This window comes from Enterobacter cloacae complex sp. SHL001, assembly GCF_049236825.1.
GTDB lineage: Bacteria > Pseudomonadota > Gammaproteobacteria > Enterobacterales > Enterobacteriaceae > Enterobacter > Enterobacter hormaechei_C.
This window is the reverse complement of sequence record NZ_JBMKIP010000001.1, coordinates 814,486-829,638: the sequence shown is the minus strand read 5'-3', so window position 1 is coordinate 829,638 and position 15,153 is coordinate 814,486. Positions and strand designations below refer to the sequence as shown.

Annotated in this window: 12 protein-coding genes; 6 read left to right on the top strand and 6 right to left on the bottom strand. The window is 54.2% G+C overall.

Features of this window, described 5'->3' with window-relative positions; translation table 11 throughout:
• The first annotated feature begins 90 nt into the window (after positions 1–90).
• From nagE to chiQ, 4 genes are all read left to right on the top strand, one after another.
• Complete coding sequence (nagE, locus tag ACOTYH_RS04055) at positions 91–2,040, top strand: PTS N-acetyl glucosamine transporter subunit IIABC (protein ID WP_017382457.1); 1,950 nt, start codon at positions 91–93, stop codon at positions 2,038–2,040.
• A gap of 169 nt (positions 2,041–2,209) precedes the next feature.
• The gene (gene glnS / locus ACOTYH_RS04050; protein WP_047734239.1) at positions 2,210–3,877 is read left to right on the top strand and encodes a glutamine--tRNA ligase; all 1,668 of its coding nucleotides are present in this window, start codon (positions 2,210–2,212) and stop codon (positions 3,875–3,877) included.
• A 446-nt stretch (positions 3,878–4,323) separates the two neighbouring features.
• Entirely contained in the window at positions 4,324–5,721 is a 1,398-nt protein-coding gene (gene chiP, locus ACOTYH_RS04045; protein ID WP_017694280.1) for a chitoporin ChiP, read from the top strand.
• 47 nt (positions 5,722–5,768) lie between these two features.
• Complete coding sequence (chiQ, locus tag ACOTYH_RS04040; protein WP_032102682.1) at positions 5,769–6,095, top strand: ChiQ/YbfN family lipoprotein; 327 nt, start codon at positions 5,769–5,771, stop codon at positions 6,093–6,095.
• Between the two features lie 142 nt (positions 6,096–6,237).
• On the opposite strand, the gene fur is transcribed toward chiQ, so the two are convergent.
• From fur to ybfF, 4 genes are all read right to left on the bottom strand, one after another.
• On the bottom strand, positions 6,238–6,684 hold the full coding sequence (gene fur / locus ACOTYH_RS04035) for a ferric iron uptake transcriptional regulator (protein ID WP_010428651.1): 447 nt from the start codon (positions 6,682–6,684) through the stop codon (positions 6,238–6,240).
• Positions 6,685–6,975: 291 nt separating this feature from the next.
• On the bottom strand, positions 6,976–7,506 hold the full coding sequence (gene fldA, locus ACOTYH_RS04030; RefSeq protein ID WP_003858653.1) for a flavodoxin FldA: 531 nt from the start codon (positions 7,504–7,506) through the stop codon (positions 6,976–6,978).
• Positions 7,507–7,661: 155 nt separating this feature from the next.
• Complete coding sequence (gene ybfE, locus ACOTYH_RS04025; protein WP_003858652.1) at positions 7,662–7,949, bottom strand: LexA regulated protein; 288 nt, start codon at positions 7,947–7,949, stop codon at positions 7,662–7,664.
• Between the two features lie 128 nt (positions 7,950–8,077).
• Entirely contained in the window at positions 8,078–8,851 is a 774-nt protein-coding gene (gene ybfF, locus ACOTYH_RS04020) for an esterase (RefSeq protein WP_047727387.1), read from the bottom strand.
• Between the two features lie 183 nt (positions 8,852–9,034).
• Between ybfF and seqA the strand changes: the two genes are divergently transcribed.
• Together seqA and pgm are read left to right on the top strand one after the other, a co-directional pair.
• The gene (gene seqA, locus ACOTYH_RS04015) at positions 9,035–9,580 is read left to right on the top strand and encodes a replication initiation negative regulator SeqA (protein ID WP_003858650.1); all 546 of its coding nucleotides are present in this window, start codon (positions 9,035–9,037) and stop codon (positions 9,578–9,580) included.
• A gap of 24 nt (positions 9,581–9,604) precedes the next feature.
• Positions 9,605–11,245, top strand: a complete 1,641-nt coding sequence (gene pgm / locus ACOTYH_RS04010; RefSeq protein WP_015571122.1) for a phosphoglucomutase (alpha-D-glucose-1,6-bisphosphate-dependent) — start codon at positions 9,605–9,607, stop codon at positions 11,243–11,245.
• Between the two features lie 145 nt (positions 11,246–11,390).
• Here the strand turns inward: pgm and potE are convergent, their stop codons facing one another.
• Positions 11,391–12,704: a putrescine-ornithine antiporter gene (gene potE, locus ACOTYH_RS04005; RefSeq protein WP_003858648.1), complete on the bottom strand. Its 1,314-nt coding sequence runs from the start codon at positions 12,702–12,704 to the stop codon at positions 11,391–11,393.
• Positions 12,701–14,899: an ornithine decarboxylase SpeF gene (gene speF / locus ACOTYH_RS04000; RefSeq protein ID WP_058688875.1), complete on the bottom strand. Its 2,199-nt coding sequence runs from the start codon at positions 14,897–14,899 to the stop codon at positions 12,701–12,703. The genes potE and speF overlap by 4 nt, the downstream gene beginning before the upstream one ends.
• Positions 14,900–15,153 lie beyond the last annotated feature (254 nt).

Below are 15,153 nucleotides of genomic sequence, written 5' to 3'. Positions count from 1 at the left end.
GTGAATCATCAACTGTATCTATCGTTCGTGACACAATAAAAACATAGTTTATGCGCGAGTCTTAACAAAGGGTCTCGTAGGGGGAATAGGATGAATATTTTAGGTTTTTTCCAGCGCCTCGGTAGGGCTTTGCAGCTCCCTATCGCCGTGCTACCGGTTGCAGCGTTGCTGCTGCGATTCGGGCAACCCGATCTTCTTAACGTGCCGTTTATCGCCCAGGCAGGCGGCGCAATTTTTGACAACCTGGCGCTGATTTTCGCCATCGGTGTGGCGTCAAGCTGGTCAAAAGACAGCGCTGGTGCCGCGGCACTGGCAGGGGCTGTCGGTTACTTCATCCTCACGAAAGCGATGGTAACCATCAACCCTGAAATCAATATGGGTGTGCTGGCAGGTATCATTACCGGCCTGGTGGGTGGCGCCGTGTACAACCGTTGGGCAGGTATCAAACTTCCTGACTTCCTGAGCTTCTTCGGCGGTAAACGTTTTGTGCCGATTGCGACGGGCTTTTTCTGTCTGATCCTCGCCGCCATCTTTGGCTACGTTTGGCCACCGGTGCAGCATGCTATCCATGCGGGTGGCGAGTGGATCGTGTCTGCGGGCGCAATGGGCGCGGGCATCTTCGGTTTCATTAACCGTCTGCTGATCCCAACCGGTCTGCATCAGGTACTGAACACCATCGCCTGGTTCCAGATTGGTGAGTTCACCAACGCGGCCGGCGCGGTATTCCACGGTGATATCAACCGCTTCTACGCAGGCGACGGCACCGCGGGCATGTTCATGTCTGGCTTCTTCCCAATCATGATGTTTGGTCTGCCTGGCGCGGCGCTGGCAATGTACCTGGCTGCGCCGAAAGCGCGTCGCCCAATGGTTGGCGGGATGCTGCTGTCCGTTGCGATCACCGCCTTCCTGACCGGCGTGACCGAGCCACTGGAATTCCTGTTCATGTTCCTGGCTCCGCTGCTGTATCTGATGCACGCGATCCTGACCGGTATCAGCCTGTTCGTCGCCACCCTTCTGGGTATCCATGCTGGCTTCTCCTTCTCCGCAGGCGCCATCGACTATGTGTTGATGTACAACCTGCCGGCGGCAAGCAGCAACGTCTGGATCCTGATGGTGATGGGCCTGATCTTCTTCGTTATCTACTTCGTTCTGTTCAGCGCGGTTATTCGTATGTTTAACCTGAAGACGCCGGGCCGCGAAGATACGAAAGATGATGTTGTGACCAGTGAAGCCAACAGCAATACCGAAGAGGGTTTAACCCAGCTGGCAACCAACTACATTGCCGCTGTGGGTGGCACCGACAACCTGAAAGCGATCGATGCCTGTATTACCCGTCTGCGTCTGACCGTAGGTGACTCCGCACGCGTGAGCGATGCAATGTGCAAACGCCTGGGTGCGTCTGGTGTGGTGAAACTGAACAAACAAACCATCCAGGTTATCGTGGGTGCGAAAGCCGAATCTATCGGCGATGAAATGAAAAAAGTGGTTGCCCGTGGGCCGGTCGCTGCCGCCTCAACGGATAACGCGCCAGTGGCTGACGCGCCGGTTGCAAAACCGCAGGCTGTGCCAAACGCGGTGACCATCGCTGCGCTGGTTTCTCCGGTGACAGGTGACGTTGTTGCGCTTGAGCAGGTGCCTGACGAAGCGTTCGCCAGCAAAGCGGTCGGTGACGGCGTGGCGGTGAAACCAACGGACAAAACCGTGGTCTCTCCGGCTGCCGGTACTATCGTGAAAATCTTCAACACCAACCACGCGTTCTGCCTGGAAACGGAAAAAGGCGCGGAGATCGTTGTTCATATGGGTATCGATACCGTTGCGCTGAACGGTCAGGGCTTTACTCGTCTGGTGGAAGAGGGTGCTGAAGTGGCGGCAGGTCAGCCGATTCTGGAAATGGATCTGGACTTCCTGAATGCCAACGCGCGCTCCATGATAAGCCCGGTCGTGTGCAGCAACATCGACGACTTCAGCGGTCTGGTGATCCAGGCGCAGGGTCAGGTGGTTGCAGGCCAGACGCCACTGTATGAGATTAAAGGCAAGTAATCGCTCCTGAGTAGAGTTATGCCTTTAGCGGCGGGGGATATCCTCCGCCGCTTTTTTTTGCAGCAATTGCCCCCATTATTTTCTTCCGGGACGTTTTAAGGGTTGTCACTACGTCCGGCTTATAAGATCATATGCCGTTATACGTTGTTTACGCTTTGAGGAATCCACGATGAGTGAGGCAGAAGCCCGCCCGAGTAACTTTATTCGTCAGATCATCGATGAAGATCTGGCCAGTGGTAAGCACACCACAATCCACACGCGTTTCCCGCCGGAGCCAAATGGCTACCTGCACATTGGTCACGCCAAATCGATCTGCCTGAACTTTGGTATTGCGCAAGATTACCAGGGGCAGTGCAACCTGCGTTTCGATGACACCAACCCAGTAAAAGAAGACATCGAATACGTTGAGTCGATTAAAAACGACGTGCAATGGCTGGGCTTCAACTGGTCTGGCGATATCTGCTACTCCTCAGACTACTTCGATCAGCTGTATGCCTATGCGGTTGAACTGATTAACAAAGGTCTGGCATACGTCGACGAATTGTCTGCTGACGAAATCCGTGAATACCGCGGTACGCTGACTCAGCCTGGTAAAAACAGCCCGTTCCGCGATCGTAGCGTGGAAGAGAACCTGGCGCTGTTTGAAAAAATGCGTGCCGGTGGCTTCGAAGAAGGTAAAGCGTGTCTGCGTGCCAAAATCGATATGGCGTCTCCGTTCATCGTGATGCGCGATCCGGTGCTGTACCGCATTAAGTTCGCTGAACACCACCAGACCGGTAACAAGTGGTGCATCTACCCGATGTACGACTTCACCCACTGCATCAGCGATGCGCTGGAAGGCATTACGCACTCTCTGTGCACGCTGGAATTCCAGGACAACCGTCGTCTGTACGACTGGGTGCTGGATAACATCACCATTCCTGTGCATCCGCGTCAGTACGAGTTCTCTCGTCTGAACCTGGAATACACCGTGATGTCCAAGCGTAAGCTGAACCTGCTGGTCACCGACAAGCACGTTGAAGGCTGGGACGACCCGCGTATGCCCACCATCTCTGGCCTGCGTCGTCGTGGCTATACCTCGGCGTCTATTCGTGAGTTCTGCAAACGTATTGGCGTTACCAAGCAGGACAACACCATCGAAATGGCGTCTCTGGAATCCTGCATTCGCGAAGACCTGAACGAAAACGCGCCGCGCGCGATGGCAGTGATCGATCCAGTGAAACTGGTCATCGAAAACTATCCGCAGGGTGGAAGCGAACTGGTCTCGATGCCTAACCATCCTAACAAACCGGAAATGGGCACCCGCGACGTGCCGTTCAGCGGTGAAATCTGGATCGATCGCGCCGACTTCCGTGAAGAAGCGAACAAGCAGTACAAGCGTCTGGTGCTGGGCAAAGAAGTGCGTCTGCGTAACGCCTATGTGATCAAAGCCGAGCGCGTAGAGAAAGATGCGGAAGGTAACATCACGACCATCTTCTGTACGTACGACGCAGAGACGCTGAGTAAAGATCCGGCGGATGGCCGTAAAGTAAAAGGTGTAATCCACTGGGTGAGTGCGCAGCATGCGCTGCCGGTTGAGATCCGTCTCTACGATCGTCTGTTCAGCGTACCTAACCCAGGCGCTGCGGAGGACTTCCTGGCGGTTATCAACCCTGAGTCGCTGATTATCAAGCAGGGGTATGCCGAGCCGTCTCTGAAAGCCGCTGAAGCCGGTAAAGCGTTCCAGTTTGAACGTGAGGGTTACTTCTGCCTGGACAGCCGTTACAGCACGGCGGAAAAACCGGTATTTAACCGTACCGTCGGTCTGCGTGATACCTGGACTAAGATCGGCGAATAATCACGCTGGCATGGTCAATGAGAAACAAACGCCGCGTAATGCGGCGTTTTTTTATTTAACGATCATGTCGTTAAGCATCGGGATGATGAATTAAAGCCAACATTCCAGGTCAATGTGGTGCTACTTATTTTATTTAAAAAAGTTTGTTGTTTTCCAAAAACAGAAACGCTGAAAAATATATTCACAATATCAATGTTACTTACTGAAAATTAGCGCATTCCCCCGCCAGTACTTGCTTCCCGGTAAATGTTACAAAGCACTACGAAATATGTGCTCTTCGTCATAATCCTGACTTTTGCCTGATTAAAAGCATTGATAATTCGCGTCGCGAAAAATAACCTAAAGACGGTAGTTAATTCGAGGGTATTTCTGACTACCCCTGACCACTTGGTCTTTTCTGTTTTTCGCCGTTTAAGGCGTTTTAATTCGTCAAAGAGGAATAATCTATGCGTACGTTCAGTGGCAAACGTAGTGCGCTGGCGCTGGCTATCGCCGGTGTGACAGCAATGTCGGGCCTGGTGGTTGCGCCAGAGGCAAAAGCAGCAGGTTTCATCGAAGATTCCACCCTCACGGGCGGTATTTATTACTGGCAGCGTGAGCGTGACCGTAAAGACGTCACTGAAGATAAATACAAAACCAACCTTTCTCACTCGACCTGGAACGCCAACCTTGATTTCCAGTCGGGATATGCCGCCGATATGTTCGGAATCGATATTGCAGCGTTCACCGCAATTGAAATGGCCGAAAATGGCGACAGCGGCCATCCGAACGAAATTGCGTTCTCCTCCAGCAATAAAGCCTACGACGAAGACTGGTCCGGCGATAAAAGCGGAATCAGCCTGTATAAAGCGGCTGCAAAATTCAAATATGGTCCGGTCTGGGCGCGTGGAGGTTATATCCAGCCAACCGGTCAGACGCTGTTAGCACCGCACTGGAGCTTTATGCCAGGTACCTATCAGGGTGCGGAAGCCGGTGCTAATTTTGACTACGGCGATGCGGGGGCGTTGAGCTTCTCCTATATGTGGACCAACGAGTACAAAGCGCCGTGGCACATTGAGATGGACAAGTTCTATCAGAACGATAAAAAAACCAAAGTTGATTATCTCCACTCGCTGGGGGCGAAGTACGACTTCAAAAACGATCTGGTGCTGGAAGCTGCTTTTGGTCAGGCTGAAGGCTATATCGATCAGTACTTTGCTAAAGCCAGCTACAAATTTGATATCGCGGGTAGCCCGCTGAGCACCAGCTATCAGTTCTACGGTACGCGCGACAAAGTCAGTGATGGCAGCGTAAATGATATCTATGACGGCACCGCGTGGTTACAGGCGTTGACCTTCGGCTACAAGGTAGGTCAGGTTGATTTACGTCTGGAGGGAACATGGGTCAAGGCAGAAGGGCAGCAGGGCTACTTCCTGCAACGTATGACGCCAACCTACGCCTCTTCCAATGGTCGTCTGGATATCTGGTGGGATAACCGCTCTGACTTTAACGCCGACGGCGAAAAGGCGGTCTTCTTCGGCGCAATGTATGACCTGAAGAACTGGAACCTGCCTGGCTGGGCAGTGGGTGCGTCCTACGCGTACGCCTGGGACGCGAAGCCAGCAGATATGGCTACGCCAGACGCCTACTACGATCCGAACTACCGTCTGAAAGAGTCTTCATACAGTCTGGATGCGATTTACACCCTTCAGGAGGGCCGTGCGAAAGGCACGATGTTCAAACTGCACTTCACCCAGTATGACAACCACTCCGATATCCCGAGCTACGCGGGCGGTTACGGCAACATCTTCCAGGATGAACGTGACGTGAAATTCATGGTCATTGCGCCATTCACAATCTTCTGATGAACACGCAGGCGGGCGAAATCCCGCCTGCATGGAGACTGCATATGATGAAAAAAATGGTAATCGTTGCGCTGCTGGCATCGGGGCTGGTGGCATGTGCGCAGGATCAGGCGCAGAAAGAAGACTCCCGTCTGAAGGAGGCGTATAGCGCCTGCATCAATACAGCACAAGGATCGCCAGAGAAGATTGAAGCCTGCCAGAGCGTGCTGAATGTGCTGAAAAAAGAGAAAGCGCATGAGCAGTTTGCGACGCAGGAAAATGTTCGCGTGATGGATTACCAGGCCTGTATCCAGGCGCGGAAAAGCGGTAACGATCAGGAAGTGGCGAAGCGTTGCGATAAGATCTGGGACGAGATTCGCAATAACAATAAATAAGTTGCTTTACGCCCGGTGGCGCTGCGCTTACCGGGCCTACAACGGTGTCACAGCCCGTAGGCCCGGTAAGCGCAGCGCCACCGGGCTTTTTTCAGGCAAAAAAAAGCCAACCTTACGGCTGGCTCAGAGTATGAACACGATATTATTTCGCGTCGTGCGCGTGGTCGTCTTCGCGGCAATCGCCTTCAGCGCAGTGACCGTACAGGTACAGGCTGTGGTTGGTCAGGCGGATGCCATGACGGGCGGCGATTTCACGCTGGCGTGATTCAATGGAATCATCGCTAAATTCAATGACCTTGCCACAGTCGAGGCAGATCAGGTGATCGTGGTGATGCTGCTGAGTCAGCTCGAACACGGATTTACCGCCTTCGAAATTATGACGAGTAACAATGCCCGCGTCATCAAACTGGTTCAGCACACGATAGACGGTTGCCAGCCCAATCTCTTCACCCATATCGATAAGACGCTTATAAAGGTCTTCCGCACTGACATGGTGATTGTCTGGCCCCTGAAGCACTTCAAGGATTTTTAACCGAGGAAGCGTTACTTTCAGGCCAGCTTTCTTTAATGCGGTATTGTTGTCAGTCATGCGGAATCTGTCCTGTTGCTAAACGATTCACTTCAAAAGAAGAAGTGACAGAAAATGCACTTGGGATAATGCGTCTCATTATAGAACTGCCATGGCTAAATGAAAACTGCAAGTCTCAAGCAAAGTATGCTTATAAAAACGTGGTATTACCAACAAACTTGTTCGATGGCACCCACTTTTTACCAGGGGGATATTGTACAGGTCTGGGCGAAAAAGTTAAAAGTTTGTAGCAATTAATTTAATCGGTTTTACCTGGAAAACGGGCGCAACCGGAGTTGCGCCGCAGAGATATCAGGCGTTAAGGATATCGTCCAGGTTCAGCTCTTCACGAACCTGCTTAACCCATTTTTCTACACGCTCAGCGGTCAGCTCTGGCTGACGGTCTTCATCAATGGCCAGGCCAACGAAGTGATCGTCATCTGCCAGACCTTTGGACGCTTCGAAATGGTAACCCGCCGTTGGCCAGTGACCGACGATCGCCGCACCGCGTGGCTCAATGATGTCGCGAATAGTGCCCAGCGCATCACAGAAATACTCAGCATAGTCTTCCTGATCGCCACAGCCAAACAGGGCAACCAGCTTGCCGTTGAAGTCTACTTCTTCCAGCGTCGGGAAGAAATCGTCCCAGTCACACTGTGCTTCACCGTAGTACCAGGTCGGGATGCCCAGCAGCAGGATATCATAGCCCTCGAGATCTTCTTTGCTGCTCTTGGCGATGTCATGCACATCAGCAACGTCTTTACCGAGCTGTTTTTGAATGTTTTTTGCGATATTTTCAGTATTGCCGGTATCACTGCCAAAGAAAATGCCGATGATTGCCATGAGTAAAATAACCTCTTGAAACTTAATGGTATGGTGGCGCAAATTGTCCACGGATAAGGGCAATAATAGCAGAACAGGCAACCCTGCGGAAACAGCTATCACGCAGGACTGCACTCTGTGCTACATGAAAAAGGTAATATTGGGGATTTTCTGACTCACGCCTTGCCGCGTAACGTCTCAAGCTGGGCGATCAGCATCTCTTCGATCAGTTCGCTGCGGCTGATGTTGCGCGCGTCAGCTAACTCGTTAAGCGCATCGACGGCATCGGCATTCAGCTTCAGTTCGACACGCTTAAGCCCACGATTTTTATCGCGTTTAAGCTGGTTGCGTTTATTGATACGCAGCTGTTCATCGCGCGAAAGCGGATTCGTTTTCGGTCGTCCCGGTCGACGCTCATTCGCGAACAGATCTAGTGTCGTACGGTCCGTTTGTTCTTTGGCCATGATTCTGAGACTTCGGGGGAAACACGCCGCCCTGCTAATGCCCGGGCGATAAGCGCGCCATCATACATCACCCAAATCCACACGCCAACGACTGGAAGCCCGTCGTCTTCCGGTCGCTGGCTTTTTAATCAATTCGCTGTATCAGTAAGATAGCGGCGAATGGCGCGCAGGACGGCATCCGGTTTTTCCGCGTGTACCCAGTGCCCGGCACCCGCAATAACGTGAGCGCGAGCCTGCGGGAATTGCGCCAGCAGCGTGTCACGATACGCATCAGTGACGTAAGGGGAGTTGCCGCCGCGAATAAAAAGGGTAGGGTGCGGCCAGGCGGGGACGGTTTCCCAGCCCACAATATGCGAATACTGATCCCACAATACCGGGACGTTAAAGCGCCATTGTCCGTCAACAAACGATTTCAGCAGGAACTGGACCACGCCTTCTTCATCGAGATGCTCACGCATAACGGCAGCCGCCTGCTGGCGGGTTGCGACACCCGCTTCGGTGACCGCATTGATGGCGGCAAAAATCTCATCGTGACGGCGAACGTCGTAATTGACGGGCGCAACGTCGATGACCACCAGCCCGGAAATACGCTCAGGGGCCAGCGCAGTGAGCGCCATCACCGCTTTGCCGCCCATTGAATGCCCGATAAGCGTCGCTTTCTGGATATTATTCGCATCGAGGGTGTCCCGCAGATCCTGCGCCATGGCTGCGTAGGTCATCTCCTCCGAGCGCCCAGAAAGACCGTGATTGCGCATATCAACCTGGAGGATCGCGTGATCGGTCACTAAATCGCGCGCCAGCACACCCAGATTATCCAGGCTACCAAACAGGCCGTGAACCAGTACGATGGGAGAATTATTGTTCGGCGATTGTGCAGTTTGCGCTCGGGAATTCAATTTCATGGCAAAGTTCTTTTTTTAGGTTTGTCAGGTTAGGGTATCATGTTGACCATTCTGCCGCCCGGGGGCAAGGATCCAGTTTAATCTGACTTTTGCCGCCAACCTGGTTTGACGCTATCCGCTGTTGGGATTTGACCTTATAATCTCAACGACTTGTATTCAGATAAGATATCGCACTGGATTAAGATGAAAACAATCGAAGTTGATGACGAACTCTATCAGTATATTGCCAGCCAGACGCGGCATATTGGGGAGAGCGCGTCCGACATTTTACGGCGCATGCTTAAAATTTCCGCCGCCTCACAGCCCACTCCTGTCACTAAAGATGTCGTGTCTCAGCCGAGCGTTGTTGCACAAGTAAAACCTGCCGTCATGCCGGCAAAAGACAAAGTGCGCGCGATGCGCGAGCTGCTGCTGTCCGATGAATATGCCGAGCAGAAAAAGGCGGTTAACCGCTTTATGCTGGTGCTGTCTACACTTTACTCACTGGATAACAACGCATTTGCAGAAGCGACAGAGTCGCTGCACGGTCGCACGCGCGTTTACTTCGCAGGCGACGAGCAGACCCTGCTGCAAAATGGCAACCAAACCAAGCCCAAACACGTTCCCGGTACACCATACTGGGTGATCACCAACACCAATACGGGCCGTAAGTGCAGCATGATCGAACATATCATGCAGTCCATGCAGTTCCCGGCGGAATTGATCGAAAAGGTTTGCGGTACAATTTAACCCTTGCATCAGAAGGACCAGGCAATGGCAAATCACAGCCGTGCAGGACAACCTGCACAACAAAGCGATTTGATTAACGTCGCTCAACTGACCGCGCAGTACTACGTGCTGAAGCCGGTGGTGGGCAACGCAGAACACGCAGTGAAGTTTGGTACATCTGGCCACCGCGGTAGTGCGGCGCGCCACAGCTTTAACGAACCGCACATTCTGGCCATTGCTCAGGCCATCGCGGAAGAGCGCGCCAAAAATGGCGTCACCGGTCCGTGCTATGTAGGGAAAGATACCCACGCCCTGTCTGAACCTGCTTTTATCTCCGTGCTGGAAGTGCTGGCGGCGAACGGCGTAGACGTGATTGTTCAGGAGAACAACGGTTTTACGCCAACGCCAGCGGTTTCTAACGCTATTCTGGTACACAACAAAAAAGGTGGCGCGCAGGCTGACGGCATTGTGATCACCCCTTCCCACAACCCACCGGAAGATGGCGGCATCAAGTACAACCCACCTAACGGTGGCCCGGCGGATACCAACGTCACGAAAGTGGTGGAAGATCGTGCCAACGCGTTACTGGCTAACGGTCTGAACGGTGTGAAACGCATCTCGCTGGATGAAGCCATGGCCTCCGGCCACGTGAAAGAGCAGGATCTGGTGCAGCCGTTCGTGGAAGGGCTGGCGGATATCGTCGATATGGCCGCTATCCAGAAAGCCGGTCTGAAGCTGGGCGTGGATCCACTGGGCGGCTCCGGTATTGAATACTGGAAACGCATTGCCGAGCACTACAAGCTGGATCTGACCATCGTGAACGATCACGTCGATCAGACCTTCCGCTTTATGCATCTGGACAAAGACGGCGCGATCCGTATGGACTGCTCCTCCGAATGCGCAATGGCTGGCCTGCTGGCGCTGCGCGACAAGTTCGATCTGGCGTTTGCCAACGACCCGGACTACGACCGCCACGGTATCGTCACCCCGGCAGGGCTGATGAACCCGAACCACTACCTGGCTGTTGCAATCAATTATCTCTTCCAGCACCGTCCGCAGTGGGGCAAAGAGGTCGCGGTGGGTAAAACGCTGGTCTCTTCCGCTATGATTGACCGTGTGGTCGATGCGCTGGGTCGCAAGCTGGTGGAAGTGCCGGTGGGCTTCAAGTGGTTTGTTGACGGTCTGCACGACGGCAGCTTCGGCTTTGGCGGTGAAGAGAGCGCGGGGGCATCCTTCCTGCGCTTCGACGGCACCCCATGGTCAACCGATAAAGACGGCATCATCATGTGCCTGCTGGCGGCGGAAATCACCGCGGTCACCGGTAAGAACCCGCAGGAACATTACAACGAGCTGGCGGAACGTTTTGGTGCGCCAAGCTATAACCGTATTCAGGCTGGCGCCACGTCTGCGCAAAAAGCAGCTCTGTCAAAACTCTCTCCGGAGATGGTCAGTGCCAGTACCCTGGCTGGTGACCCGATCACCGCGCGTCTGACGGCGGCGCCGGGTAACGGCGCATCGATCGGCGGCCTGAAAGTGATGACCGAAAACGGCTGGTTCGCCGCGCGTCCATCCGGTACGGAAGATGCGTACAAAATCTATTGTGAAAGCTTCCTCGGCGCTGAGCATCGTCAGCAGATTGAGAAAGAAGCGGTAGAGATTGTCAGCGAAGTGCTGAAAAACGCGTAAGTCGTGATCTGGTGCGGGCTGATGCCCTCACCCCGGCCCTCTCCCACTGGGAGAGGGAGAAAACATAAAAAACGGCAACCTCAGGGTTGCCGTTTTGCATTGACCTCGTAGGCCCGGTAAGCGCCAGCGCCACCGGGCTTCTTTTTTAACTATGTTTATTCTTCAGTTCAAACCGTGGTGAGACCAGACCGTACAGCGTCCAGCCCATGAATGTCACCATCGCCCCATACAGCATCGCCTCCTGACCGGACGAGTAGAGCGCATAGAAGCTGTAAATCGCCCCAATCAGCGCCACGATATTGGCCGCCCGGGCTTTGCGCGGATCCACCTTCGCCACCTTCTGAATAATCACCAGCGCCGCCATCGACAGAATGTACGGAATGATGTTCGTCACCACCGCCAGGTTGACCAGCACGTTAAACTGGCTGTTCAGTGACGGGCTGATGGTCATCAGCGACAATCCGCTCTGGAAGATGACAATCGCCAGCATGCCCTGCACCGGTGCATCCGCTTTGGTGACGCGGGAGAAGATTTTCGGGAAATAACCTTCGTCAGCGGAAGATTTGAATACCTGGGCGATGGTGAACTGCCAGCCCAGCAGCGAGCCGCAGCAGGACATCACCATCAGTCCCATGATCACTTTCCCTACCTCCGGCGTAAACATCTGCGCAAACGCCAGTCCGAACGGCGCCGTGGAGTTAGCCAGATCCATGTTGGGCACAATTCCCGCAATCACGTTGGTTGAGACGATATAGATCACCGCCGCCCCCAGCGTCCCGCCGAGTACCGCGATCGGCACATTTTTCTCCGGGTTTTCCACCACTTCCGCATTCGCACAGGCCGACTCCAGCCCGAGGAAGGCCCACAGCGTCATGGCGATGGACGATCCCACGGCGGTGAAGAACGGTACGTGATGCGGATTCCAGGAATTGGCGTACAGCGTCGGGCTGAACCAGAACCAACCGATGATGCACAGGCCGACAACCGGGATGATGACGCCCCAGACGGTGATGCTGCTGAGCTGTCCGGTGATGCGCGCGCCGCCAAAGTTAGCGACGGTGCAGATCCAGAGCACGCCGATGGTCGCCAGCCCAATTTGCACCGGGGTCAGCGTCGCGCCAAACAGCTCTGTGCCGTAACCGACAGCGGAAATGGCAATCGCCACATTGGCGATCAGCAGCGACACGCCATAGGTATAGTTCGCCATAAAGTTACCGGACTTACCAAACGCATATTCGGCATAGCCGCCCATCCCGCCGGACTTGCGGCTGAACATACCGCACTTGGCAAACGCCCACGCCAGCGCCATCGAACCCACGGCGGTAACAAGCCAGGAGATAATCGAAATCGTCCCCACTTCAGCGAGCTTGGTGGGGAGCATGATGATCCCCGAACCCATCATATTCACCATGGTGAGAATAGTGAGTTGCACCACGCCCATCTTGTTGGCCTTACTCATAATTTTTCTCCTTTCAGCAGCGATGGCTGAGCGGCAGGTTGTTTGATGACGTAGCAGCGCACCTGTTTGCGACCGTCACACTCCTCGACGTAAACCCCCTGTAACTCCGGCGCAAAACCCGGCAGCAGATTGATCCCTTCTTCCAGCGCGGCGAAATAGCGCAGCACGGAACCGCCCCAGACTTCTCCCGGCACCACGCACAACACCCCCGGTGGGTAAGGCAGCGCGCCTTCCGCGGCGATACGGCCTTCCGCGTCGCGCAGGGACACCAGCTCGACCTCACCGCGCAGATAGGCATAGTTCGCCTCCTGCGGGTTCATCATGACGCGTGGGAAGTGAGACTTGCGGAACATCTCTTTTTGCAGTTGCTTCACGTTATGGCGGGCGTAGAGGTCATGCATCTCCTGACAAATCTGACGCAGGGTATAATCCGCATAACGTTCCGGATGTTGCTTATAAAGAGAGGGCAGAACCTCTTTCAGCGGCACATCGCTCTGGAGCAGTTTTTCGAAGCGCACCAACTGGGCGACGAGCTGCTGCAATTTGCCCATGTCCTCCGCCGGGGTGAGCAGGAACAGAATGGAATTGAGGTCGCATTTTTCCGGCACGATGCCGTTTTCACGCAGGAAGTTGGCGAGGATGGTCGCGGGCACGCCGAAATCATCGTACTCACCGGTGCGGGCGTTGATGCCCGGCGTAGTTAGCAGCAGTTTGCAGGGATCGATAAAATACTGATGCTCGGCGTATCCCTCAAAGGCGTGCCAGCGTTCGCCCGGAACGAAATGGAAGAAGCGCAGATCGGTCGCAATCTCTGCCGTATCCCAGCTTTCCCATGGACGGCCATCCACCGTCTCCGGCACGAACGGACGAATAAACTGACAGTTCTGAAGGATCAGTTTCCGCGCTTCGATACCCGTCACCACGCAGTCCATCCACATGTTGCGCCCACTTTGCCCCTCGTGCATGCGGGCGTTGATATCCAGGGCGGCAAACAGCGGATAAAACGGGCTGGTGGAGGCGTGCATCATAAAGGCGTTGTTGAGGCGTTTATGCGGGACATAGCGCGGCTGGCCTTTTATGTGGCTGTCCTTCTTATGGATTTGCGAGGTTTGCGAGAAGCCCGCCTGCTGCTTATGCACCGACTGGGTCACCAGAATGCCCGGATCGTTTTCGTTCAGCTCCAGCAGCAGCGGCGAGCAGTCGGCCATCATCGGGATAAACTGCTCGTAACCCACCCAGGCGGAGTCAAACAGAATGTAATCGCACAGGTGACCAATCTTATCCACCACCTGACGGGCGTTATAAATGGTACCGTCGTAGGTGCCCAGCTGGATCACCGCCAGACGGAACGGACGTTCATCCCGCGCACGGCCAGGCGTGACCTCTGACACCAGCTCCCGCAGGTAGCTCTCGTCGAAACAGTGTGCGTCGATACCGCCGATAAACCCGTACGGGTTGCGCGCCGTTTCCAGATACACCGGCGTCGCGCCCGCCTGTAACAGCGCCCCGTGGTGATTAGATTTATGGTTATTGCGATCGAACAGCACCAGATCGCCTGGCGTGAGCAGGGCATTGAGCACCACCTTGTTGGAAGAGGAGGTGCCGTTCAGCACGAAGTAGGTTTTATCCGCATTAAAGACTTTTGCCGCATGCTGCTGGGCGATGCATGGCGCGCCTTCGTGGATCAGCAGATCGCCCATTGCCACGTCGGCATTGCACAGATCGGCGCGGAAAAGCGTTTCGCCAAAGAAATCGACAAACTGGTTTCCGGCCGGATGGCGGCGGAAGAACTGGCCTCCCTGATGTCCGGGGCAGTCAAACGCGCTGTTCCCCTGCTGGACGTAATCGACCAGCGCGCGGAAGAACGGCGGGCGGAGCTGGGTTTCGTACTTCTGTGCAGCCGCTTCAAGCTGGCGTCCGTAGTACACATTGCTGGTGTCGGAGTACTCAAAAACGCCGTGAATACGCGACAGAAATTCAGCCGGAACCCTTTCTTCTTTATGCGTGGCAATAAACACCGGGATACCGAATCCCGTGGCTTCAATTTCTTCTATGGCGCCATTGAAAATATCGCTGACGGCCAGAACCACGGCTGCCACATCAATATAATCTGATGCGGTGATATCCACGATGTCGCGCGAAGTGGTAAAGCATTCAGGGCAGGCACGGCTGACGGCAATTTTTAACGTTTTCATCTTTATCTCTTTATTTCATGCAATATGGGGCCCTCGACTTCTTGCGGTAAAGAAATCGATTATTTCCGGAAAAAAAAGCAAAGCGTGTCCGCTGATACGAAATCAGTTAATTGCTTTTTTGCTGAGTAGAATTCAGTCCGCCCGGTTGCGGAGAATCTGAATCACAAGGAATGAGCGCAGGTGTTCACAGGCAACAGCCTGTAAAATAGCGTTTTTCAGGATAACCTGTAAGCAGATGCGCCAGAAGTCGAAGG